Here is a 22,951-nt window from a genome sequence, read left to right as displayed (position 1 = left end):
GCGCCGGTCAATCCTCGTGTCCGGTGCGAGTCACAGGTGCGTGGTGGATACACCGCGGAACGGACATATCCGATGATCAGTCTGTCAGACCTTGCGGTACTTCGACTGCAGGAAGCAGAACAGCGCAAAAGCGGCAATTCCGACAGCGATCAGAGTGAGGAGGATAGCGCCGTACGCCTGGCCGCGCAGGGTTTCGAGGGCGGCGTCGAGGCCGCGCGCCTTCGACGGGTCGTAGGTGGCCGCCGCGACGACGAACAACACGCCGGCGATGCCGTACGCGACGCCCTTGGCGGCGTAGCCGGCCGTCCCGAGCCGGAGCGCGACCTGGCGGGTCTTCGGCGCCATCTGCCCGGTCTTGAGGTGGCGCTTGAACGCCTTCTTGAACCCGTAGACCACGAGCCCGATGCCGAGCCCGGCCAGTGCCAGACCCGCGATGATCACGACGGCCCGCCCGCCGCCGCTGCCCAGCAGGTCCTGCGTCTTCTGCTGCTGGGTGTCGGCGGACGAGGCCGGCGACCCCTTGAAGACCTTCCAGGCGGTGTACGCGAAGTAGGCGTAGACGATCGTGCGGAACGCCGACGCGATCCGTTCGAGGACCCGCCGCTTGCCCTGCTCGTCGTGGTGACCGATCAGCGCCTCGGAGAGCTGCCAGATCGCCATGGCGAGCAGCCCGACCGCGATGGCGACGACGAGGACCTTGCCCATCGGCTGCTGCGCGAGCGTCATCAGCGCGCCGGACTGGTCGCCCTCGGCGGCCGGCTTGCCGAACGCGATCTGCAGCGCCAGCCAGGCGAACAGCAGGTGGACGATCCCGTAGCCGATGAAACCGGCCCGGGTGAGAGCTTCGAGGGCCGGGTTGTTGGCGGCCTTGGAGGCGGTGGCCTCCGCGCGACTGACTGCTGACATGGCGGTCAATGTGACCGCCACGTCAGCTTTTCAAACGTCAGCCGGGGTTGCGCGCGATCTGGACGGACACCTCGTTGTCGGTGATGGACGACAGCGAGACCTGCAGGCCGCCGACGTCGACGGCCTGGCCGCCGGTGGTCAACGAGATCTGCTCACCGGCCACCTCGAGGGTGACGGTGTTGGCGTCGGCCTGCACGAACTTGGCCTCCACACCGAGGATGCTGGCGTTGCCCTGGACACCCCGGTCAAAGGTGACGGTGCACTGGTCGAGGCCGCAGTTGGTGGAGGCTCCTTCGGAGCTGCAGCCGGCGAGGAGGGCGCCGCCGAGGGCGAGCGCCGCGAGAAGGCTCACGGTCGTTCGTCGCATATTCACCCGGCCAAGGGTACGGAACGCGGTCCACCCCGGACTAAGCGAGGAGGCGTCCGGCGGCTGCACGCAGGGCGGACAGCTCGCGGTCGGCCCAGCCTTCGCCGATCGAGTCCGTGCCCCGGAACGTGGGTTTGTCGACCAGGTGGAAATGCAGGTTGGCGATCAGGTCGCGCACCGTGAGCCAGGGCAGGGCCGCGAGGTCCGCGTCGCCGAACGGGCGCACGGTGCGGTAGCCCGCGAGGAACGCCGGCCACCAGGGCGTGGTCGCGACGCCGGTCAGGTCGGCGGCGCGGTAGTCGTCGGCCGCACGGTCGAGGTCGTAGAGCACCAGCCGGCCGCCGTCGAGATGCACGTTGTCGAGCGAGACGTCGCCGTGGCAGATCCCGCGGTCGAGGTCCTCGGCGACGATCTTCTCGGGGAACGCGGCCGCGAGCACGTCGAGCAGTTCGCGGTCGGCGGGCTCGACCACCGCACGCAGGTCGTCGAGGACCGGGCCGAGCACACCGCGGCGGACGGGCGCCGGCTGTGGGCCGCCCGCGTCGGCGGCGGCGTGGAAGGCGGCGACGGTCCGGCCGAACCCGGCAGCGAGCCGGTCGTCGAACGCCGCGCCCGGCAGCGCCCCCGGTGCCCATTCCCAGAGCAGGTAGGCCCGCTCCCCCTCGGGCGCGGCGAGGGTGCCCGCCGGCTCGCCGTGCTCGCGGGGCACGGCGCGGACGATCGGCACCCCGCGGTCGTGCAGGTCAGCAGCGAGGCGTGCCTCCCATGCGACCTCGCTCACGTCGCGGCCGTGCCGGTAGAGCTTGAACACCAGCGGGCCATGGCCGGTTTCGACCCGGTAGACGTCGTTGACGAGGGTGCGCAGCAGCGCGACGGCGTCCACCCGGAGGCCGTAGGCGTCGGCGACCAACGCGGCGACGTCGGCGGGAGCGAGCAGGGATCGCAGTGGACTGATCACGAGGTAGAACTGTAGGCGTGGAATCAGTGGTCAACGACAATCCCGGCAAACACCGCTTCGAGATCTCCGCCGACGGCGAGGTGGCGGGCTTCTCCGCGTACCGTCTGCGCGACGGCGCGATCACCTTCACCCACACCGAGATCGACCCCCGCTTCGAGGGCAAGGGCCTGGGCAGCAAGCTGGCCCGCACGGTGCTCGACGAGGCGCGGTCGCGGGGGCTGCGGGTCTACGCGCAGTGCCCGTTCATTGCCGGCTACATCGACAAGCACCCGGAATACCAGGACCTCCTGGCCAGCGACTGACGATGCTCGCGATCCGTGCCGCCCGCCTCTTCGACGGGACCCGAACCACCAAGAACCCCATCGTGTACGTCGAGTCCGGCACCGTGGTCGGTGTGGCGCACGGTGCGTCGCCTGCCGACACCGAGGTCCTCGACCTGGGTGACGCCACCCTGCTGCCGGGCCTGGTCGACGCGCACACCCACCTGGTCTTCGACGCGAGCGACGACGCGGTCGGCCGGTTGCGGTCGGTGTCCGACGACGACCTGCTCGCCGGCGCCCGGGTCGCCGCCGGCCGGGCGCTGCGCGCCGGCATCACGACGGTGCGGGATCTCGGCGACCGCGGCTACGTGGCCCGCCGCCTGCGGGCGGAGCTGGACCGGTCGCCGGAGTCCGGGCCGCTGGTGCTCTCCGCCGGCCCGCCCCTGACCAGCCCGCGTGGCCACTGCTGGTGGCTCGGCGGCGAGGTCTCGGGCGAGGCGGCGATCCGGGCCGCGGTGGCCGACCACGCGGCACACGGCGTCGACGTGATCAAGGTGCTGGCCACGGGCGGCGAGATCACCCTCGGCACCAAGCCCTACCTGCCGCAGTTCACGCCGGCGGAGTTGGCCGCCGCGGCGGACGAGGCACACCGGCACGGCCTGCCGGTGGCCGCGCACGCACACAGCGCGGGCGCGATCGCGGCGGCGGTGGACGCGGGTTTCGACACGATCGAACACGGCTCGTTCCTCACCGAGGACGGCGCGGCTGCGGACGACGCGGTGATCGCCAAGCTGGCGGCGAGCCGGTCGGTGGTCTCGGCCACGCTGGGCTACCTGCCGGGCCGGCCGGTGGCCCCGCGCACGGCGGCCATCTCGGCGACGCTGACGGCGATCTTCACGCGGCAGCGCGCCGCCGGGGTGCGGATGATCGTCACCAGCGACGCCGGCATCGACCCGTCGAAACCGCACGACGTGCTCCCGTACGCCGCCGAGATGTTCCTGCTCTTCGGCGACGGGCCGGAAGCGGCGCTGCGCGCGGTGACCGCCGACGCGGCCGCGGCCTGCGGCGTGGGCGCGACGAAGGGCCGGGTGGCGGCGGGTTACGACGCGGACCTGCTGGTCGTCACCGGCGACCCCACCACGGACATCACCGCGCTCCGCGAGGTCCAAGCGGTCTTCCGGTCGGGCGTCCGGGTGCGCTAGACGATCGATGCCGAGCGGTCGGTGGTCGCCGTAGGTTGAGCTTTGGCGGGGTCTTCGACTCGTGATGGATCCTCACGTGCGGTGCGGCGGCGGGGCACGGCCGGTTCGTGATCGGATGCGGCCGACCGGGACGACGAGACGCCCGCGTGATCGTGTGCGGCTGGTCGGCACGGCTGGACGCCCAGGCCGTGATCATGTGCGGCCGGTCGTGTGCCCACACGGCGTGTCGACCAGACCCGGTGCACACGATCAGCGGTGCGGCCTCCGACCTTCCAGATGAGCCACACATGATCATGGTCTGGGATCACAGCCCGCGAACGGTGGCCCACCGCCCAGGTCCGGCGTCAAGGTCGTCCTCGTCCACCCCAGAAGCCCGCAGCACCGGGTCGGCGGACCTGGTGGATCGCGGCTCGAACTCCTAGAACCCGCCGCCCAAGCTCAGGCACATCCCGCACGGGCTCGCAATAGCACGGATCCCCTGGAATAGGTCGTCTAGCTCTCGGGCTTGACGGCGCCGTAGAGGAAGACGTCGACCAGGTCTTCGATCGCGACCGTGCGCGGGCCGCTCTGGCCGCCGACGCGGGCCGGGAAGAGCAGGCCCAGGAACGCGTTGGTCAGCGTCTCGACCGGCAGGCGCAGGCGGTCCTTGTCGGGCTCGATGATCTCGGTGACCGCCTCGAAGGTGGCGCTGACCGACCGCTCCCGATCAGCGGCCGCGGCCGCGGGGGCCGGGCGGCGGTGGCCGGTGTGCCCGGTCGCGTGCAGTGCGCCCAGCACGGATCCGACGCGGGCGAAGTGGGCCTCCAGCGCGTCGGCGGCGTCGACCAGGCGGACCGCCAGCGGCTGGTCCAGCGAGATCGACCGCAACTCCTGGAGCACGACGGAAGGATCGAGGGCGGCGGCCACGACCGCTTCGAGGACCGCCTGCTTGTCGTCGAAGACGCGGAAGATCGTCGCCTCGCCGATGCCGGCGGCCCGGGCGATCTGCGCGGTGGTCACCGCGGCACCGTGCTCGGCCACCAACGGCAGCGCGGCCCGCACCACAGCCTCGCGGCGCTGCTCGGGGCTCATCCCCGGCGCCCGCCGCCGGGTCTCGGTCTCGGTCATGCACCCACCCTAACGGAGTGAGTGCTCACTCCGCCAGGTCTTCAGAATTTCCGGCCGGGCCTGTCGGATCCGGGGCGGGGCGTTCGTGGAGACGGTGACGGGTGGACGCACGGTGCCCACCCGCGTAAGGAGGAGACATGACGGAGTACCTCATCGCTTTCAACGACGAGTGGGTGCCCGACCACACAGACGAGGAGCTGCGGGCGAAGTCCGTGGCGGTCAGAGCGCTGGTCGCGGAGATGAAGGCCGCGGAGGTCTTCGTCTTCACCGGCGGCCTGGACGACGCCGCCCCGGTGTTCAGCGTCGACGCGTCCAGCGGCACGCCCCTGTTCACCGACGGACCGTTCGTCGAGTCCAAGGAGCACCTCGGCGGCTTCGCCGTGGTGGACGTACCCGACGAGGCCGCGGCCCGGTTGTGGGCGGCGAAGATCGCGGTCGCCTGCGGCTGGCCGCAGGAGGTCCGGCGCTTCCGTCGGGGCTGAGCGCGCTCTATCGCCCGGCGAGGAGTTCCGCGGCGGCCAGGCCGCTCGAGCGGGTGGCGCCGTGGGTGGCGATGTGGGTCGCGCCGGTGACGGTGACGGGGACGCCCAGCTCGACCACCACCGCGTCGGGGCGGGCGGTCAGGGCCGCTTGGACCAGCGCCGACATCCAAGCATGACGGTGCAGGTCGCGGACCACCAGGACGAGGGGGCGGCCGGCCGCCGGTGCGACCACTGTGGACGCGTCGGCGGCGTCCGCCTCCGTCAGGCGGACCGCGGTGGTGCCCGGCAGGAGCGCGGCCAGCGGTGCGGCCAGGCCCCACGGGGTGTCCGTGCCCGCCGCGATGTTGGCCGGTGGGGACAGCTCGACGACGTGGGGCGGTGCCGCCAGCGGCAGGGCCGGCGCCGTGCCGGCGACCTTCACCGCGCGGCGGGCCGCGGCCAGGCCGACCGGGGAACCGTCGGGCCCGTGCCACGAGCCCGGTGCCGACGCCGCGCGGGCCGTGGCCGCCCAGGCCGCCAGGTGTTCCACCCGCTTCGCCGCCTCCACCAGGCGCTCCTCCGCCAGCTGCCCCGCGACCACCGCGCCGGCGATCGCCGTCCGCAGGCGTGACGCCGTGCCCTCGTCGGCGTGCTCGCCGCCCACGCAGATCGCGTCGGCGCCGGCCGCCAGCGCGGCGACGACGCCGTCCTCGAAACCGAAGCGGTCGACCACCGCGCGCATCTCCATGGCGTCGGTGATCACCGCGCCCTCGAAGCCCAGCTCGTCGCGGAGAAGTCCGGTGAGGACCGAGCGGCTCACCGTGGCGGGCAGCGTCGGGTCGATGGCCGGGACCAGCAGGTGGCCGGTCATCACCGCGTGCACGCCGGCGGCGATCGCGGCCCGGAACGGCAGGAGCTCCAGCGCGTCCAGGCCGGCCCGGTCGCGCGGGATCCGCGGCAGGTCGTGGTGCGAGTCGACGGCCGTGTCGCCGTGGCCGGGGAAGTGCTTGGCACAGGCCGCCACGCCGGCCGCCTGCAGGCCCGTGACCCACGCACCCGTGTGGCGGGCGACGAGGGCCGGGTCGGCGCCGAAGCTGCGTACGCCGATGACCGGGTTGTCGGGGTTGTTGTTGACGTCGGCGTCCGGCGCGTAGTCGAGGTTGACGCCCGCCGCGGCCAGCTCACGGCCCAGGTCGTGGGCGACCTCCTCGGTCAGCGCCACGTCGTCGACCGCGCCCAGGGCCAGGTTGCCCGGCCGCGAGCTGCCGGTGCGGGACTCGAACCGGGTGACGTCGCCGGCCTCCTCGTCGATCGCGACGAGGACGTCGGTCCGCTCCGCGCGCAGCGCCGCGGTCAGCTCCGCCACCTGCCGGGGGTCGCGGACGTTGCGGGCGAACAGCGCCACGCCGCCGAGGCCCTCCCCCAACCACCGGCGCACCCAGTCGGGCGGCGCGGTGCCCACGAACCCGGGCTGCAGAACGGTCGCGGCCAGCCGCAGCAGTTCGCCGCCAGGCTCGGTCATCAGCGCATCCCCCCGTTAATCAAGGCCTCGGTCCTCGAAATGGTCACACCCGTCCCGGAAATAGTCAACAAACCTTCCAGTTGTCGGCGGCGCTACAGTGCCGGCATGGCGGCGGAGAACGTGAGTTGGTACGACGTACCCGGAGTCCAGATCTTCGGTGCCGTCATCGGCACGCTCGTGCTCGTCTACGCGATCCGCCGGATCTTCAAATAGCCGTTTCGGTGCACCCCGCCCCGGGTAACGCGGCTCGGCGATGAAGTCACCCATAACCTCCCTGCGGCTGCGCCGGGCCGCCCGCACGCTCTTCGGTTGGAAGACCCTGCGCCCCGGCCAGCTCGACGCGATGCGCGCGATCCTGCGCGGCCATGACGTGCTCGCCGTCATGCCCACCGGCGCCGGCAAGTCGGCGCTCTACCAGGTGCCGGCGACCCAGCTCGCCGGCCCGACCGTGGTGATCTCCCCGCTGCTCGCGCTGCAGCAGGACCAGATCGGCGGCCTGGAACGGCGCGGCTCCGCCAACCTCAAGGCGGTGCGGATCTCCTCGGCCGAGACACCCAAGCAGCAGCAGGCCGCCCTCGCCGCCCTGCGCGACGGGCACGCCGAGTTCCTGTTCATCACGCCGGAGCAGCTCGCCGACCCCGATCGGCTCGCCGAGGTCAAGAAGCTCAAGCCGTCGCTGGTCGCCGTCGACGAGGCGCACTGCATCTCGGCCTGGGGACACGACTTCCGGCCCGACTACCTGGCGCTCGGGCACGTGGTGCGGGCGCTCGGCCGGCCGCCGGTGGTGGCGCTGACCGCGACCGCCTCACCGCCCGTCCGCGACGACATCGTCGCCCGGCTCGGTCTCGAGCGGCCCAAGGTGATGGTGACCGGGCTCGACCGGCCCAACCTGTTCCTGGAGGCCAACAACTGCCCGACCGAGGACTACCGGTGGCGGCGGCTGCAGGCGCTGCTGGCCGAAGGTGAGACCCCGGGGATCGTCTACGTGCCCACGCGGCGGGGTGCGGAGGAATTGGCCGGGCGGCTGCGCGCGGCGGGCCACGAGGCGGCGCACTACCACGGCGGCATGGCGGCCGGCGCCCGCGAGAAGCTGCACGAGGAGTTCCTCGCCGACAAGGTGCCGATCATGGTGGCCACGTCCGCGTTCGGCATGGGCATCGACAAGCCGAACATCCGCTGGGTGGCGCACGTCGCGCTGCCCGACTCGCCGGACAGCTACCTGCAGGAGATCGGCCGCGCCGGGCGCGACGGCCTGCCCGCCCGCACCCTGCTGCTCTGGCGGGCCGAGGACGAAGGGCTGCAGCGCTTCTTCACGGGCGCGGCCCCGGGCAGCGACGAGCTGCGCGACCTGGCCGCGGTGCTGCGCGCCGACGGGCCGCTGACCAAGGCGGCGCTGCGGGACCGCACCGGGCTCGGCGCCCGCAAGCTCGGCCAGCTCGTCGCCCTGCTGGAGCAGGTCGGCGGCGCGGTCACCCGATCGGGCGGCAAGGTCGCGAGCCCGCGGTACGCGCCGCAGCCGGCGGAGGTCGCCGCGCTCGCCGTGGCCGAGGCCGAGCGGCAGCAGAGCCTGCAGCGGTCGCGGACCGACATGATGCGCGGGTACGCGGAGGCGCGCGGCTGCCGCGGCCAGGCGCTGCTGGCGTACTTCGGCGAGAAGATGAACCACGTCTGCGGCCACTGCGACAACTGCGTGGCGGGTCGCGGCACGCCGGACAACGGCGCCGTGGGTCCGTTCCCGGTCCACACCACGGTCCGGCACGCCGAGTGGGGCCCCGGCATGGTGATGGGCTACGAGGACGACCGGATGACGGTGCTCTTCGACGAGGTGGGCTACAAAACCCTGTCGGTGCCGGTGGTCTCGGAACAGGGCCTGCTGGTGGCCGAGCCGCGTTGACTACGCTGTCGTTGGTTTTCGACTGGAAGGTTGCACAATCGTGACTGACTCTCCCGTGTTCACCGAGTTCGGGTTCTCCGACGCCGAGTGGGGCCTGCTGGTTGGCCTGCCGCAGTCGGTGCTGACCGCCGCGAGCGCGGCCGAGCACGACGGCACCCGCCGCACGCTGGCCGAGAACCACGCCGGCCTGGAGGCGATCGCCGAGGGCCGCGAGTCGCCGAGCCCGCTGGTCACGGCCGTGGCCGGTGAGCTGGTCAACCGCGTCGGCGACCCGGAGGCGGGCGAGGAGCTGCCGGCCATCGAGCCGGCTGACCCGGCCGCGTACGCCTCCGACGTCCTGACCCGGGCCGGCGAGGCCGCCCAGCTGCTGACCGCCAAGGCCAGCGAAGGTGAGGCCGGCGCCTACAAGCACTGGCTGGTGACGATCGCGGAGCAGGTCGTCACGGCGGCACCGTCGGGCGGCATCCTGGGCGTGGGCGGCGACGTGGTCACCGACACGGAGCGCGCGTTCCGTGACCGGCTCGCCGCGGTGCTCAACGACTGACATGCTCGCCTACGAGGCGGTCGGGCCGGCCTCGGCGCCGGTCGTGGTGCTGGGCAGCTCGCTCGGCACCACGCGTGCGATGTGGGCACCGCAGGTCGCTTCGTTGAGTGCGGACTTCCGCGTCGTCGCGTACGACCATCGTGGACACGGCGCGTCGCCGGTGCCGCCCGGCCCTTATGCCATCGAGGATCTGGGCCGGGACGTGCTCGGGCTGCTCGACCACCTCGGGCTCGACCGGGTGCACTACGCGGGGCTGTCGCTCGGCGGCATGGTCGGCATGTGGCTGGCCGCACACGCACCGGACCGGATCGACCGGCTGGCCCTGCTGTGCACGTCGGCCCATCTGCCACCGGCGTCCGGCTGGCACGACCGCGCGGCGACCGTGCGATCGGCCGGGATGGCCGCGATCGCCGACGCCGTGGTGGCCCGGTGGTTCACGCCGGTGTTCCCGGCGGACGATGCGGCGGCGTTCAGCAAGGCGCTGGTCGCGATCGACCCGGACGGCTACGCGTCATGCTGCGAGGCGATCGCGGCGATGGATCTGCGTCCGGTGCTGGGCTGGATCACCGCGCCGACCCTGGTGATCGCCGGCGACGCGGACCCGGCGACGCCGCCGGCGCACGCCCAGACCATTGTGGACGGAGTCGGCGCCGCCATGGTGGTGATCCCCGGCGCCGCCCACCTGGCCAACGTCGAGCGGCCCGACCACGTCACCGGCCTGCTCCAGGACCACTTCGCCTAGAGGCGGGTGAGCCGCACCGCGTCCGCGATGACATAGCCCGTGCCGCTGGTCCAGCGACTCACGCCGACCTTGTTGCCCGCGCCGCCGGCCAGGGTGAACACGCCGAGCGACACCCACTGCCCGCCGCCGGTGCGCTGGTTGACGGTCACCGACTGGTTGCCGGTCGTCGTCGCCACGACGTACGGGGTCTGGTTGTTGTAGCCCGCGTCCGCCGGATACCAGACGTCGACCGCGTACGTGTCGGTCGCCGGTGTGGTCGCCGCGTACCAGGCGACGTCGCTCGCCGAGACCGGGCCGGCGAACCGGTAGTCGGCGCCGAACCGCTGCGCCGAGAAGGCTGACGTGCCCCAGTTGGCACTGGCCGTGAAGCCCGCCGACGCGTTGTCGAGCGTGACGCTCCACTCCTCGCCCGGCGGCGGACCGGCGGCGTTGCTCACGTCGAGGTAGTTGCGGTCGATCCGGATCGTCACGCCGCCCCAGGTCTCGGTGACCTCACCCGCGTACTGGTGCAGCCGCTGGTGGTCGGCGTAGTGGTCGTCCGGGCAGTAGCTGCCGGCGTCGGTGTCCGCGACACCGTTCCACCAGGCGATCCAGATCTGGTCGAGCCGCGTGTACGCCGGGTCGTCGTAGGCGTCGCAGACGTCGCGGATGCCGGAGGACCCGCTCGAGTAGACCCCGGCGAGATAGCCGCGCGCGTGCAGCCGCTGCGTCCAGCCCGACAGGAACGACAGCACCGCAGCCTTGCAGGACGCGGTGGTCGGATAGTGCTCCACGTCGTTGTAGAGCGTGCTCCCGGCACCGATGCCCAGGGCCTGAGCCGCGCTGACGGCGGAGTCCGCGGCCGTGCCGCCCTGCGTCCGCGCGGTGGCCGGGTTCGCGGACATCTTCGGCGTACGCGTGCCGCACGGCGCCTGGTAGCCCAGCTCGATCGGGATGAGCCGCCAGCCGTTGGCCACCTGGTTGGCGACCCAGGTCGCGGTCAGGTTGGGCTGCGCGCACGACCGGCTGGCACCGCTGATGTAGATGCCGACGGCCCGGTAGGGCGAACTGGCCCGCCACGCGTTCATCGCGGCCTGCGAGGGCGCCGCGCAGGTGTCGAACCCGCGCCCCACAAACGTCCCGGGCTGTGGCGCCACGGCCGCCGACGCGACACCCGGCGCCGGCACGACGACGGACGCCGCGGCCGCGACGACCAACCCCACCACCCGAGCCAGGGTCCTGCGCATGGGCGTACTCCTCGAAGGTTTTCTGCGAACAGGTGGTAGAGCTTGAAGATTTCTACCACATATCCATGGATGGCGATAGATACGAGGTGGTACGCGCGTTCGTCCGGCGTGTGAACTGTGGATTTCCGGTGATCAACTCTTGTTGCCAACACTATGCAATAACCGGATCGGCGCAATATGCTACCGGCGGCACGGCGGCTCGGTCGCCTTTCGGGGAGGGGTCCAATGAACGGTGTGGCGATGCACATCGCCAACGGCATCGTCAACGCCCAGGTGTCGGCGGTCGCCGCCGCCGTCGCGGCGGCGGCGCTGGCGATCTGCGTGTGGCGCGGACGCGCCGATCTCGACGACCGGCTGGCCCCGATGGCCGGCCTCGTCGCGGCGTTCATCTTCGCGGTACAGATGCTCAACTTCCAGGTGCTGCCCGGCGTCTCCGGCCACCTGCTCGGCGGCACGCTCGCGGTGGTGCTGGTCGGCCCGTGGGTCGGCGCGCTCTGCGTCTCGACCGTGCTGATCATCCAGTGCCTGCTCTTCGCCGACGGCGGCCTGACCGCGCTCGGTCTCAACATCACCAACATGGCGGTGATCGGCACCGCGGCCGGTTATTTGCTGGTCGCCGGGCTGCTGCGGCTCCTGCCGAAGACCCCGCGCGGGGTCGCGGTCACCACGTTCATCGCCTCGATCGTCAGCGTGGTCGTCGCGTCGCAGGCGTTCGTCCTCGAGTACGCGCTGGGCGGCACGACCCAGCTCTCGCTGGCCACGATCGCCGGCTCGATGGCCGGGGCGCACATCCTGATCGGCATCGGCGAAGGCCTGATCGCGGCGGTCACGGTCGCGACGGTCGCCCGTGTCCGGCCCGATCTGGTGTACGCGCTGCGCCGGTTCCGCAACGCCCGGCCCGCGGTCACGCCCGCCACGAAGACGGTTGGAGTGCAGGCATGAAGAAGCGGCTCGGCTGGTTCATCGCGGGCGGCCTGCTGGTCGCCGCCCTGCTCGCGGGCGTGGTGTCGAGCTTCGCCTCGTCGAGCCCGGACGGCCTCGACGCCACCGCGCGCCAGGGTTGCACGTTCGACGCCGACGACAACATCACCGGCGGCACCTGCATGCTCCAGCAGGAGCAGGACCACCAGCTCAAGGACAGCCCCCTGGCGGACTACGGCATCAAGGGCATCGACAACGAGTTCCTGTCGACGGGCCTGTCCGGCGTGCTGGGCGTCGCGGTCACCTTCGCGATCGGTGGCGGCGTGTTCTGGCTGGTGAGGCGGCGTGGCCACCACGAGCAGAAGTCCGACTCGGCCGCGGGGAGCGCGAGCGCCTGATGGGCGCGGGACACGCCCACCCGCTCCACCTCGACCACGACAGCCGGATCCACCGGCTGCCGGCCGAGGTGAAGATCGTGGCAACACTGCTGTTCACCATCGTCGTCGTGATCACCCCCCGCGAGAAGTTCGTGGCCTTCGCCGGCTACCTCCTGCTGCTCGTCGGGGTGCTGGTCCTCGCCAAGGTCCCGCCGCTGTGGCTGGCCAAGCGGGCGACGATCGAGCTGCCGTTCGTCCTGCTCGCCGTCGCCCTGCCCTTCGCGGGGCACGGCGAGCGGACCGAGTGGCTCGGCATGTCGCTGTCGATCGACGGCCTGCACGGCGCGTGGAACATCTTCGCCAAGGGCACGCTGGGCGTGCTCGCCTCGCTGCTGCTGGCCGCCACCACCACGACCCGTGACCTGATCCTCGGCCTGGACCGGCTACGCTGCCCGCAGGTCTTCACCCAGATCGCGACCTTCATGCTTCGATACCTCGACATCCTCTTCGACGACGCCCGTCGCATGCGCGTGGCGCGACTCTCGCGCGGCTACGACCCGCGCTTCCTCTGGCAGGTCAAGGCATTCGCCGTGGGCGTCGGCGCGCTGTTCATCCGGTCGTACGAACGCGGCGAGCGCGTCTACCTCGCGATGGTGGCCCGCGGTTACGGCGGCCGGCTCCCCCGCCCTGACGGCCCGGGCGCGACGACGGCCGACTGGGCCCGCTCGGCCGCCCTGCCGGTCGCGGCCGGCATCATCGCGCTGGCGGCGGTGATCCTATGACCGCCTCGCTGACCGTCTCAGATCTCCACTTCGCCTATCCCGACGGGCGCGAGGTGCTGCACGGTGTCGACCTGACCGTCGGCGCCGGCGAGCGGGTCGCGCTGCTCGGCCCCAACGGCGCCGGCAAGACCACCCTCGTGCTGCACCTCAACGGGATCCTGCACCCGGGGTCGGGCTCGGGCTCCGGGACCGTCGACGTGGCCGGGCTGACCGTCGACCCGGGCGACCGGGCCGCCATCGCCGAGATCCGCCGCCGGGTCGGGATCGTCTTCCAGGACCCCGACGACCAGCTCTTCATGCCGACCGTGGCCGAGGACGTCGCGTTCGGCCCGGCCAACCTCGGGCTGCGCGGCGCCGAGCTCCAGGAACGGGTCGACGAGGCCCTGGCCGCCGTCGACATGGCCGCGCACCGCGACCAGGTGCCGCACCACCTGTCGTTCGGTCAGCGGCGCCGGGTCGCGGTGGCGACCGTGCTCGCGATGCGGCCGGAGATCCTGGTGCTGGACGAACCGTCGTCCAACCTGGACCCGGCGAGCCGGCGGGAGCTGGCGGAGATCCTGCGGTCGCTGCCGGTCACGGTGCTGATGGTCACCCACGACCTGCCGTACGCGCTGGAGCTGTGCCCCCGCTCGGTCATCCTCGACCAGGGCCGGATCGCCGCCGACGGTAAGACGGTGGACCTGCTCTCCGATCCTGAGCTGATGCGCGGCCACCGGCTCGAGCTGCCGTTCGGCTTCGACCCGGCGTTCGCGGCCGGACAACTGCGAACATGAGGAGGAGCCCGCCCCGAAAGGCGGGCTCCTCGCCGTTTCCGTGCGTCACGGGATCGGCCGGTTCACTTCACCGCGCCAGGCGCCGGTCTCGGTGCCGCGGCTCTCGATGAACTGCTTGAACCTCTTGAGGTCACCCTCGATCCGGCGGTCGACCACGTGCAGCTTCTCGCCGGCCTTCTCGAGCATGCCGTCCGGCTCGTACTCCATCTGCGCGGTCACCCGCGTGTGTTCGGCGTCGAGCCGGTGGAACGTCACCACTCCGGACTGCTTCGTGCCGCCCACGGAGGTCCAGGCGACCCGCTCGTCCGGCAGCTGTTCGGTGATCCGGGCGTCGAACTCCCGCTTCACACCGGCGATCTCGGTCAGCCAGTGCGTGGTGCGGTCGTCGAGCTGCCGGACCTCCTGGACCCCCTCCATGAAGCGGGGGAACTCCTCGAACTGGGTCCATTGGTTGTACGCGGTGCGCACCGGCACCGCGACGTCGACGGACTTGGTCACGCCACCCATGTGGCTTGATACCTCCTCGTCGGCCGATGACCGTGCCCGGGCCCGGCGGTCACCAGCGTCGTGTCTCGTTGTGGTGTCCGAGCGCGGCCCAGGCCTCGGACACCGTCTGGAACCGGACCCCGGTCGGGAGCCGGTCGATCTCGGCGAGCACGTCGTCGGGCGCCTCGTTGCGCTGCGCGTCCGCCTTCAGGCGGTCCCGGTCACCCGGCAGCGCCGACCGGTTGATGTACCGGCCGAACCGGCTGCGCAGCTCGACCTCTTCGGGCGTCATGCCCTGCGGCACGCCGCCGCGGTCGTCGCCCTCGGGCGAGATGCTGGCCGAGGGTTGGTCCTCGCCGGCCGGTTCGGCCTCGCGGAACTCCTCGGCCCGCCCGCCGGCGGTGCCCTTCACGATCCCGTCGACCTCGTGCGCGAGCTCGTCGTCGACACGAGGACTGTGCTTCGCGTTGCCCCGTTCCATGCGTTTTGGCCTACCCCGGGCTCCGGCGGCTAAACCGGAGCAGTGGCACCAACCGCCCCACCGGGCTCAGTCGGCCGGTGACCGTGGCGGCAGCACCGGGTCGTCGACCTTCTCGGCGCCGGCCTGCAACTCCCGGCCGCGCTGGACCTCCGCGTTGACCTCGACGCCGAACAGCACCGCGGAGTTGACCAGGTAGATCCAGACCAGGAACGCGATGACCGCGCCGAGACTGCCGTACGTCTTGTTGTACGAGCCGAAGTTGGCCACGTAGACACCGAAGCCGAACGAGGCCAGCCCGGTCGCCAGCAGCGCGACGAAGCCGCCGACGGTCAGCCAGCGGAACCGCGGCTGGCGGACGTTGGGCGCGATCCAGAACAGCATCGCGAGCAGCAGCATCGCGATCAGCACGAGCACCGGCCATTTCGCGACCGTCCAGGCCAGCCGGGGGGCCTCACCCAGGCCGAGCCGCTCGCCGAGCACGGTGGTCACCGGCCCGCTGACGATGAGCCCGAGGGCCACCAGGGCCAGCAGCACGAGCGACGCGATGGTGAGCAGGATCTGCAGCGGGCCCAGCTTCCAGAACGGCCGGCCCTCCTCGACCCCGTAGATCGCGTTGGACGCCCGGGTGAAGCCGCCGACGTAGCCGGAGGCCGACCAGATCGCGGTCAGCAGACCGAAGCTGAGCAGCACGCCCGCCGAGCTCTTCTGGCCGACCACCTCTTTGATCGCCTCGACCACGCCGTCGTTGTCGACCAGCGACGCGGCGCCCATGTCGCGCAGCAGCCCGACCACGGTGTCGACCGTCTGGTCGCCCTTCGACACGATGTTGACCAGCGCGACCACCACGATCGCCGACGGGAACAGCGCGAGCACCGAGTAGTAGGTCAGGCTGGCCGCCCAGTCGGAGCAGTTGTCCTTGACGAAGCCCTTGCCGGCGCGGACCAGCACGCCGCGCCAGGTGCGCCAGTTGAGCTGCCGGACCCGCTTGGGCAGAGCAGCGGGGTCGAAGTCGAGACCGGCCGTGGTAGCCATGCGTCCGCCCTTCACCGTCAGCGCGGCGTTCGTACCCACTGTTGTCGTGCGGCAAACGTACCGGTGAAGCATGGTGCATGCGGTGCTGGTGATGTTTAGCGCGTCGGCGACCGGAAACCACTGAGCCCTGGTGAGGTTGATGTCACCGGGCGGAATCGCCGGGAAGGACCAGACTTGCACGGGTACGCCGGTTCGGCGCGGGAGGATGAACGCATGCGCATCGCGATGATCTCCGAGCACGCGGACCCGTCCGACGGGGCGGCGAGCGGCGGTCGCGGTGCGTACGTCGGCGACCTGTCGACCGCGCTCGCGGCCGCCGGCCATGACGTCCGGGTCTACACGCGTCAGGTGAGCGAGTCCGCCGGCCCGTCGACCTTCGGCGGCGTTTCCGTGCTCCGGGTGCCCGCCGGCCCAGCCCGGCCGCTCTCGGACGGCGAGCTGCTCCCGTACACGAAGGATTTCTCGCGGTGGCTCGTCGACCGCTGGCGCGGCGACGACTGGACGCCCGCGGTGGCGCACGCCCACTTCTGGACCAGCGGGCTGGCCGCGGTGACGGCGGGGCGGCAGACCGGGGTGCCGGTCGTGCAGTCCTACCACGAGCTGGCCATCGCGGCCCGGCGCAACGACGTGTTCAGCGGGCCGCCGCAGCGGACGGGTTACGAGCGGGTGCTCGGCCGGGCGGTCGACCAGGTGGTCGCGCAGAGCCAGGACGAGCTGCGGGAACTGGTCCGGATGGGCGTGCCACGGTCGCGCCTGGTGCTGATCCCCGGCGGCGTCGACGACGAGCTCTTCAACCCGGACGGCCCGGCGGTCGAACGCGGCCCACGGCGGCGGCTGCTGTCGGTGGGCGCGCTGACCCCGCGCAAGGGCCACCAGGAGCTGATCTCCGCGCTGCGCCTCGTCCCCGACGCGGAGTGCGTCGTGGTCGGCGGACCGGAGGCGGCGTCGCTCGCCGACGACCCCGGGGCGCGCTCGCTGCGGGAACTGGCGGACCGCTTCGACGTGGCCGACCGGCTCCACCTGGTGGGCCGGGTGCCCCGCGACGAGATGCCCGCGTGGTACCGGTCGGCGGATTTGCTGGTCGCCGCACCTTGGTACGAGCCACTGGGCCTGAGCCCGCTGGAGGCGATGGCCTGCGGCGTGCCGGTGGTCGGCACGGCGGTGGGTGGCATCGCGGAGACGGTGGTGGAGGGCTTGACGGGCGACCTGGTGGCACCGCGCGACGCGCGGGCCCTTGGGACGGCGATCCGGCGACTGCTCGGAGACCCGGTCCGCCACCTGGCCTACGCCACAGCGGCCATCGACCGCGCCCGCCAGGTCTATTCGTGGAAGCGCGTGGCCGCGCAGCTGTCCTCGGTCTACACGGCTCTGGCCACCATCCGCACCCGCCCGAGCGGCGCCGTCGCCTGACGATCTCGTTCATCGTCCTACATAGACTCCCAGCGACACTCACCGTAGCCTCGAACCAGAACGCCAGTACCTGGAGGTTCGCGCATGGCTGACGGAGACTTGGACGAACCATCCCCGACTGGCCGGGCTCGCGCGGTTCCTTGGCAGGCGATACGCGCGCTCGTTGCGGCGCTGGTTCGCGCGGTCCCGGGGCTTGACGAGGATCGGTCAACGGCTGCTCGGCTAGCGCGGGAGGCGGGTATCGACCAGCTGCATGGCGAGTCGCTGGCGTGGGGGGTACTGGCGGTTCTTGAGGCGATGGGTGCGATCGAGCCGCCCCGCGAGGAGGACGGCGAGCATTCCTTTCGCACCGGCACGGAGACCGGCGCCCTATTTCTCGCCAGCATGGCCGAACACATCGACGCGGGACTGCCGATGCTCAAGAGCTGGCGCGACCGGTCGATTACAGAACCGCCCCTCACGGGCACCATGGCGACGCGGGCAGCCCAGTTCCTGTGGCTCGCGGAGAACGAGCGACACGAAGCACTTGACGAGGCCCCGGCGATCCGGCGCGTTCCCATCTCGTTGATCATCGCCAAGGCCCAGTTGGGCCGCAAGCATGTCCGGTACCTCATGCATTTCGACGCTGAAGAACGCGAGTACCGACCGCTCGGCGGGCAACGACTTCGCATCGACAACAGCATGAAGGCCGCCGCCATACGAGAACTCGAAGCTCACCTTCCGGCGTTCCGTTTCGACCCAGACACCGACAAGCTCTTCAAGCTCGAGCGGACAGTCGTGACAGCGGTTCCGGCCGACCGAGGCGTGGTGACCGCTCACGAAATCCACTTCTGGGAGTTCCAATCGACGCGCACCCGCCTCTCGCTGTCGCCCTCTGTCCGATGGGCGACCGGCGAGCAATTGCTCAAGACGGGCGCCCTCGAGCACGGCTACACCCCGGTGGTCCAGGGACTCCGGTATCTGGCCGGGCGCATCCCCGGCGGTCTCGACGGCCTCCGCGTTGGCGTACGCCTGTCCCGCTGACGGGACCTCAGCCAACTGTCCGGATAGATGAATGACACAACGTACGCGCTCCGATACCGTCGCCGAATGGCTGCCGTGCTGAGGGAATCGATACGGGCCCGCGTCGCGCACGCGTTTCGCGGCCGCTCGACCGGTGGCACCAATGACCACGTCGCCGACCTTGGGACCTACGCCGGCACAATGCCACCCGGCACCTTTGCGCAGCGGCCTACCTTGACGACAACTACCGTGACCGCGTTATGGCGGACATCTTTGCGCAGCGTCGTCGCTGGGCCGCGCCTTCGTACGGGTTCGATCTCATAACGGTGCTGCGAAATGTCCGGACGGCATGGTGGCTGAGCACGGCTCGCGGCACGCTCCTGCTGGGAGCGATCATCGTGGCGGCGGCCGTGACTCCGTTCGCCGCATCGCTCGCCTCCGTGGCGATGCTCATCTGGTGGCTCATTGGGATACGACTGCGTATCACCGGGCAGTTCGTGCAGTCATTGTTCAAGCCGAATCCACCGGAGTTTTACCAACAGCTCGAGTATCGCCGCAAGTGGGCGACGAACAGTTTGGTCGCGGTCGTCCTCGCTGCCGCGGTTGCATACGGCATTCGGTTGTCGCGGCGGGGGGGCGAAGTAGGCGCGGCGGAGTTGCGTGCACAGTTGGTGCCGTGCTTGCTGCTACTGACTGCGATCGTCGGTATCGTGGTCGGGACCGCCCTACTGCAGGCGACCTTCCTATCGCGATTGCGACACGTGGGCCATGGCCCCATTCCATCAGGGCGGCTCCGGCATCTCGACATGGAGCAGCATCACACGGTAACGGTCTACTCCGGGCCGTATCCCTTCATCGGCAGTGGATATCAACTGGCCACCTGGTCGTTTGCACAACGCCTGGTCGTGGCGCCCGACGACCTCGCGACGGCGTTCGGCTCAGTTGCGGACAGGCTGAGCGGCAAGAAGGCACCACGTCCATCGTTGGACGACAACCTGGACGACCTGACGGCGGAGACCCAACGCTCCGAGCGAGAACGGGAGTTCGACGAGCCGCCCTTCAAGACCGGTCAGCTGATCGGATACCTGGAGGAGCGGCTGCTGGCACTTCGCGACGAGAAGGACGAGGAACTTCGCCTACCCGGACTCCGCGTGCGTCATCGCGTCTTCGTGCCCGGGATCGAGAGCGAATGGATTCCTGATCTAGACGACAAGTTCATCGTGGGTCGATCTATCGCCAACCCCAGCCTGCCGCTGCGCCACCACCTGGCCTGCGAAGTCTCATCCTGGGGCGGAGAGATCTACACGATCGTCTTCATCCACATCTCGCTGCAGGGCAAGAGTCTCTACATCGAGTTCTCGACGTGCGTTCTCCCCCCGACCAGAGCCCAGTATCACGTGTTCGACGAGTCCGGCAAGATCGGGCTGAAGCACGCAATCGTCAGCGCTGCTCGCTCGGCCTGGCATTTTCCGTCCTATCTCGTTCGCAGTCCCTTCGATCTCTGGCGCCTCGCCAGATACAGCACGGCTGTACTCATTGGGCTTCCTGGGCGGTCTCGCGCGGTACGGCGTGGCCTCGACGTCGGGGCAAAGCTCAGTGTCCGGGAGCTTGGCGCGGACATACACACTCACGATTGGTTCCAATTCCGCGACTCGCGGAAGCATTGGAAGATCATTGAGCGTCGGTTGCTCGCCAGCGTGCTGGATTTCCTGCAGGATCGCGGAGTTGACGTGACCGAGTACCGCCAGCGCTCGATCGAGGTGCTCAACCGGGGCATCATCAACACAGGATCGGGAACGGTCGACGTCAGTGGCGTGGTAGGCGATCACAGTAGCGTGCAGACTGGAACCCAGTCCGCGTAGCTAACCGTGCTGGGGAGTGGTGATGGCCGAGAACAACATCTACAACAGCGGCGGCGGAAGTATCTCGATCTCCGGAGTCGTAGGCGACAACAGTTCCGTCACCCACGGTGGACAGTCGACGGCTGAGCCGGAGGGTCGAACCGAAGCGGGCGCTGCGGACGCCGACGGGGGTCGCTCGCCCTACAGCGGTCCGACCAAATGGGCCTTCATCCGACGCCTGGATTCAAGTTGTCACGAACTCGCAGACTATTTGGACATCCCCACCCAGGGAATCCCGGACGGGCCTGCCGGTTCCAGACAGCTCTGGGATGCATTGGAGAGCCGAGACATGTTCGAGCAACTTCCCGCTGCCCTCGAAGCGATCGACCGGCCGGATCTGACCAGGCTGCTGGCGGAGGGACGCCGAAAGTAGCGAAAGTCACGACGTGGCCAGCGAACACCGGTCGCAGCTTTCGACCTCCGACCAGGAGGCTCGGTCGACCACGGCCGGCGTCAATGGTGATCGACCGAACGCGGTCCGTACGGCGACTCGGTAGCTCCACAGTGCTTCGGCGAACGCATGGTAGGCACCGTGGTACTCGGCCGACTGGAGCGTCGCGCCTTCACGGACGACGTTTCGCACTTGCACGACTCGCAGGAAGGCACGCTCACCAGCAGTTGCGAGATCGGTGCCAGCGGACATCAGCATCCGCTCCCGGATCGCGAAGACGCCCGCATCGTGGACAGCCGAGTTCGCCGCGCTCCTGTTCGCCGCGGCCGCGTCGCCGCTGGCCGCGACGTCACGCAGCGCGCTGTGTGCGGAGTCGAGCGCGAGTCCGAAGTCAACGCACGTCTGCCATTCCTCCTGGTCGCGGTCGCGCCGTCGCTGGCCGCGATCTCGCCGGACCTCGGCCAGCAGACTGCCTGACAGAGCGATCGCAGCGCCGGCAATAGCGCTCAACAGGGGCACCCAATCCATGGCACCATCGTGGGGTCCGAACGCAACCATCACAACCTCGGTTGACGCAAACCGCGGTCTGCCCGGAGCCACGATCGTCGTGGGACGATGTAATGCATGACGGGCGGAGGTCAGTTTGCAAACTTGAGACACCCCGTCAGGGTGCTTTCGCTGGATACTCAATGGTTTTCGGCAAAGGGCGGAATCACCACCTTCGACCGCAATCTCGCGATCGCTCTGGCACGGAGCGGCGCCGAGGTCTGGTACGAGGTCCTCGACGCCACACGCGAGGAGGAAGACGACGCTCGGCGCGTCGGCGTGCGTCTGATCATCGCTCCGACAACGTACGGCGAGTCGGAGCGAGAAGCATTGATGCGACGCCCGCCACTCCCAGCAGGGATGGCACCGGACATTGTGATCGGTCACGGTCGGGTCACCGGTCCGGCGGCGCGTGCGTTGGCCAAAGACCACTTTCCGAGCGCTGCCCGCTTCCACATCGTCCACACCTCACCGGACGAGATCGAGTGGAACAGACCCGATCGTGCCGACGACGCCGGCGAAGTCGCCACGGAGCGCCTTCGGAAGGAGCGGTTCCTCGCTCGTGATGCGACGCGGACGTTCGCGGTCGGCCCGCGCCTGCATGACCTTTATCTTCGGGAGTTGTCGCCGTTTCCGGGTGTGCCGACACCGTTGCAGATCGACCCCGGCTTCGATCTCGATGGTCCGGTCTCACGGACCAACCTAGGCAGGTCAAGCCAAATCATGCTGCTCGGTCGGCTCGAGGACTCCCACGTCAAAGGCCTAGATGTGGCTGCCAGAGCGATCGCATACGCCGTGGACGAGCTCGATACCAACGAGTCCGAGCTCGAAGTTGTCCTCAGGGGAGTCCCGCCGGGCGCCGGTGCACAGCTTCGCGATGCCTTTCGTCACCACGCCGCGCGCCGAGACCTTCGCGTCTCGACCCGACCGTTCTCGATCGACATCGCCGAGCTGCGGCAGGATCAACACCGTGCATCACTCGTCATCGCTCCGTCGCGGGCCGAAGGGTTCGGCCTGGTCGGAGTAGAAGCGATCGTAGCTGGAACGCCGCTTCTGGTGAGTGCGCGCAGCGGCCTAGGCATGCTGCTCCGTGACCTTGTTCCTGATCTGGCCCGACACGTAGTGCTCACGGTCGATGACGACCAGTCCAACACCACGCGAGTCTGGGGTGCCGCCATCGCGGGCGTACTCAGAGATCCTGCTGCCGCATTCGATCGCGCCGAACGACTCCGCGAAGCGATGGCACGAAAGCGCACGTGGGCCATGGCCGCAGACGTCATCCTCAATGCTGCAGCCGACGCCACCGTAAACGTGGCAGCGGCGTCGGAGGCGCGTGCGACCGGGGAACGGGCCAGCGCCCAGGCATCGACAACATCGATGCAGAGCCGCGCGACCACGCGCTACTCAGGCCGAGTGAAGTGGGAGTTCTACCAGCGGCTCGCCGGCGATTGGGGAGCGTTGGCAGATCATCTCGAAATCCCTCCGGCGGCACAGGCTGGGTTCGCCCAGCCAGAGGGCAGGCAGGTCTGGGAATGGCTGGAAGTTCGCCTTCGGCTTGGCGACCTGCGCGACGCCGTGGTCGCGATCAACCGTATGGACCTCGTCAGGTTGCTCGACGGCGGAGAATGACGATCGCTGCCTAGATACGATTGTAGGTTGG

The 22,951-nt window shown here is 70.3% G+C and carries 25 protein-coding genes; 15 read left to right on the top strand and 10 right to left on the bottom strand.

The window, feature by feature from the left end:
• Positions 1-84: 84 nt before the first annotated feature.
• Genes Air01nite_RS31420 through Air01nite_RS31410 form a run of 3 tightly spaced genes read right to left on the bottom strand, consistent with a single transcriptional unit; the run spans position 85 to position 2,231 of the window.
• A complete protein-coding gene (locus Air01nite_RS31420) occupies positions 85-906 on the bottom strand; it encodes a DUF1206 domain-containing protein (RefSeq protein ID WP_203706973.1) in 822 nt (273 codons plus the stop codon).
• A gap of 37 nt (positions 907-943) precedes the next feature.
• Positions 944-1,273, bottom strand: a complete 330-nt coding sequence (locus Air01nite_RS31415; RefSeq protein WP_203707000.1) for a hypothetical protein — start codon at positions 1,271-1,273, stop codon at positions 944-946.
• A gap of 40 nt (positions 1,274-1,313) precedes the next feature.
• Positions 1,314-2,231: a phosphotransferase gene (locus Air01nite_RS31410; protein WP_203706972.1), complete on the bottom strand. Its 918-nt coding sequence runs from the start codon at positions 2,229-2,231 to the stop codon at positions 1,314-1,316.
• Positions 2,232-2,248: 17 nt separating this feature from the next.
• Here Air01nite_RS31410 and Air01nite_RS31405 point away from each other — a divergent pair, with 17 nt between their 5' ends.
• Together Air01nite_RS31405 and Air01nite_RS31400 are read left to right on the top strand one after the other, a co-directional pair.
• The gene (locus Air01nite_RS31405; RefSeq protein WP_203706971.1) at positions 2,249-2,533 is read left to right on the top strand and encodes a GNAT family N-acetyltransferase; all 285 of its coding nucleotides are present in this window, start codon (positions 2,249-2,251) and stop codon (positions 2,531-2,533) included.
• A 2-nt stretch (positions 2,534-2,535) separates the two neighbouring features.
• A complete protein-coding gene (locus Air01nite_RS31400; RefSeq protein WP_203706970.1) occupies positions 2,536-3,693 on the top strand; it encodes an amidohydrolase family protein in 1,158 nt (385 codons plus the stop codon).
• Between the two features lie 492 nt (positions 3,694-4,185).
• Here the strand turns inward: Air01nite_RS31400 and Air01nite_RS31395 are convergent, their stop codons facing one another.
• Positions 4,186-4,800 carry a TetR/AcrR family transcriptional regulator gene (locus tag Air01nite_RS31395; protein WP_203706969.1) on the bottom strand — a complete coding sequence of 205 codons (615 nt, stop codon included), beginning with the start codon at positions 4,798-4,800 and terminating at the stop codon, positions 4,186-4,188.
• Positions 4,801-4,937: 137 nt separating this feature from the next.
• On the opposite strand from Air01nite_RS31395, the gene Air01nite_RS31390 reads away from it, so the two are divergent.
• Positions 4,938-5,282 carry a YciI family protein gene (locus tag Air01nite_RS31390; protein ID WP_203706968.1) on the top strand — a complete coding sequence of 115 codons (345 nt, stop codon included), beginning with the start codon at positions 4,938-4,940 and terminating at the stop codon, positions 5,280-5,282.
• Positions 5,283-5,289: 7 nt separating this feature from the next.
• Here the strand turns inward: Air01nite_RS31390 and Air01nite_RS31385 are convergent, their stop codons facing one another.
• Complete coding sequence (locus Air01nite_RS31385) at positions 5,290-6,783, bottom strand: glycoside hydrolase family 3 N-terminal domain-containing protein (protein WP_203706967.1); 1,494 nt, start codon at positions 6,781-6,783, stop codon at positions 5,290-5,292.
• Between the two features lie 253 nt (positions 6,784-7,036).
• Between Air01nite_RS31385 and Air01nite_RS31380 the strand changes: the two genes are divergently transcribed.
• From Air01nite_RS31380 to pcaD, 3 genes are read left to right on the top strand one after another with little or no spacing between them, the layout of a single operon-like run.
• Positions 7,037-8,677: a RecQ family ATP-dependent DNA helicase gene (locus Air01nite_RS31380; RefSeq protein ID WP_203706966.1), complete on the top strand. Its 1,641-nt coding sequence runs from the start codon at positions 7,037-7,039 to the stop codon at positions 8,675-8,677.
• 40 nt (positions 8,678-8,717) lie between these two features.
• Positions 8,718-9,221, top strand: coding sequence for a hypothetical protein (locus Air01nite_RS31375; RefSeq protein ID WP_203706965.1), 504 nt, complete (start codon positions 8,718-8,720; stop codon positions 9,219-9,221).
• Position 9,222: 1 nt separating this feature from the next.
• On the top strand, positions 9,223-9,963 hold the full coding sequence (pcaD, locus tag Air01nite_RS31370; protein ID WP_203706964.1) for a 3-oxoadipate enol-lactonase: 741 nt from the start codon (positions 9,223-9,225) through the stop codon (positions 9,961-9,963).
• Here the strand turns inward: pcaD and Air01nite_RS31365 are convergent.
• Positions 9,960-11,189, bottom strand: a complete 1,230-nt coding sequence (locus tag Air01nite_RS31365; RefSeq protein ID WP_203706963.1) for a glycoside hydrolase domain-containing protein — start codon at positions 11,187-11,189, stop codon at positions 9,960-9,962. The two genes, pcaD and Air01nite_RS31365, sit on opposite strands and share 4 nt — an antisense overlap.
• 225 nt (positions 11,190-11,414) lie before the next feature.
• Here Air01nite_RS31365 and Air01nite_RS31360 point away from each other — a divergent pair, with 225 nt between their 5' ends.
• The 4 genes from Air01nite_RS31360 to Air01nite_RS31345 are packed head-to-tail and all read left to right on the top strand — an operon-like array spanning position 11,415 to position 14,042.
• A complete protein-coding gene (locus Air01nite_RS31360) occupies positions 11,415-12,131 on the top strand; it encodes an energy-coupling factor ABC transporter permease (protein WP_203706962.1) in 717 nt (238 codons plus the stop codon).
• Complete coding sequence (locus Air01nite_RS31355; RefSeq protein WP_203706961.1) at positions 12,128-12,508, top strand: PDGLE domain-containing protein; 381 nt, start codon at positions 12,128-12,130, stop codon at positions 12,506-12,508. The genes Air01nite_RS31360 and Air01nite_RS31355 overlap by 4 nt, the downstream gene beginning before the upstream one ends.
• Positions 12,508-13,269, top strand: coding sequence for a cobalt ECF transporter T component CbiQ (gene cbiQ / locus Air01nite_RS31350; protein ID WP_203706960.1), 762 nt, complete (start codon positions 12,508-12,510; stop codon positions 13,267-13,269). Before Air01nite_RS31355 ends, cbiQ begins: the two co-directional genes overlap by 1 nt.
• Positions 13,266-14,042, top strand: a complete 777-nt coding sequence (locus Air01nite_RS31345; protein ID WP_203706959.1) for an energy-coupling factor ABC transporter ATP-binding protein — start codon at positions 13,266-13,268, stop codon at positions 14,040-14,042. Before cbiQ ends, Air01nite_RS31345 begins: the two co-directional genes overlap by 4 nt.
• A gap of 45 nt (positions 14,043-14,087) precedes the next feature.
• Here Air01nite_RS31345 and Air01nite_RS31340 read toward each other — a convergent pair whose 3' ends face one another.
• From Air01nite_RS31340 to Air01nite_RS31330, 3 genes are all read right to left on the bottom strand, one after another.
• A complete protein-coding gene (locus Air01nite_RS31340) occupies positions 14,088-14,549 on the bottom strand; it encodes an SRPBCC family protein (protein WP_203706958.1) in 462 nt (153 codons plus the stop codon).
• A 49-nt stretch (positions 14,550-14,598) separates the two neighbouring features.
• Positions 14,599-15,009 carry a DUF2795 domain-containing protein gene (locus Air01nite_RS31335; protein ID WP_203706957.1) on the bottom strand — a complete coding sequence of 137 codons (411 nt, stop codon included), beginning with the start codon at positions 15,007-15,009 and terminating at the stop codon, positions 14,599-14,601.
• A gap of 66 nt (positions 15,010-15,075) precedes the next feature.
• On the bottom strand, positions 15,076-16,041 hold the full coding sequence (locus tag Air01nite_RS31330; RefSeq protein WP_203706956.1) for a YihY/virulence factor BrkB family protein: 966 nt from the start codon (positions 16,039-16,041) through the stop codon (positions 15,076-15,078).
• Positions 16,042-16,254: 213 nt separating this feature from the next.
• Between Air01nite_RS31330 and Air01nite_RS31325 the strand changes: the two genes are divergently transcribed.
• The 4 genes from Air01nite_RS31325 to Air01nite_RS31310 all read left to right on the top strand — a co-directional run bounded on the left by Air01nite_RS31325 (position 16,255) and on the right by Air01nite_RS31310 (position 20,727).
• On the top strand, positions 16,255-17,451 hold the full coding sequence (locus tag Air01nite_RS31325; protein WP_203706955.1) for a glycosyltransferase: 1,197 nt from the start codon (positions 16,255-16,257) through the stop codon (positions 17,449-17,451).
• An 84-nt stretch (positions 17,452-17,535) separates the two neighbouring features.
• A complete protein-coding gene (locus Air01nite_RS31320) occupies positions 17,536-18,474 on the top strand; it encodes a hypothetical protein (protein ID WP_203706954.1) in 939 nt (312 codons plus the stop codon).
• A 239-nt stretch (positions 18,475-18,713) separates the two neighbouring features.
• Entirely contained in the window at positions 18,714-20,315 is a 1,602-nt protein-coding gene (locus Air01nite_RS31315) for an AbeC-like domain-containing protein (RefSeq protein WP_203706953.1), read from the top strand.
• Positions 20,316-20,337: 22 nt separating this feature from the next.
• Positions 20,338-20,727 (top strand): hypothetical protein, encoded by a 390-nt coding sequence (locus tag Air01nite_RS31310; protein ID WP_203706952.1) that lies wholly within the window; start codon positions 20,338-20,340, stop codon positions 20,725-20,727.
• A gap of 6 nt (positions 20,728-20,733) precedes the next feature.
• On the opposite strand, the gene Air01nite_RS31305 is transcribed toward Air01nite_RS31310, so the two are convergent.
• On the bottom strand, positions 20,734-21,273 hold the full coding sequence (locus Air01nite_RS31305) for a hypothetical protein (protein ID WP_203706951.1): 540 nt from the start codon (positions 21,271-21,273) through the stop codon (positions 20,734-20,736).
• Between the two features lie 141 nt (positions 21,274-21,414).
• Between Air01nite_RS31305 and Air01nite_RS31300 the strand changes: the two genes are divergently transcribed.
• Positions 21,415-22,920, top strand: a complete 1,506-nt coding sequence (locus tag Air01nite_RS31300) for a glycosyltransferase family 4 protein (protein ID WP_203706950.1) — start codon at positions 21,415-21,417, stop codon at positions 22,918-22,920.
• Positions 22,921-22,951 lie beyond the last annotated feature (31 nt).

Source organism: Asanoa iriomotensis (assembly GCF_016862515.1).
Classification (GTDB): Bacteria; Actinomycetota; Actinomycetes; order Mycobacteriales; family Micromonosporaceae; genus Asanoa; species Asanoa iriomotensis.
Note: the sequence above shows the minus strand (reverse complement) of the source record. Positions and strands in the feature narration are given on the sequence as shown.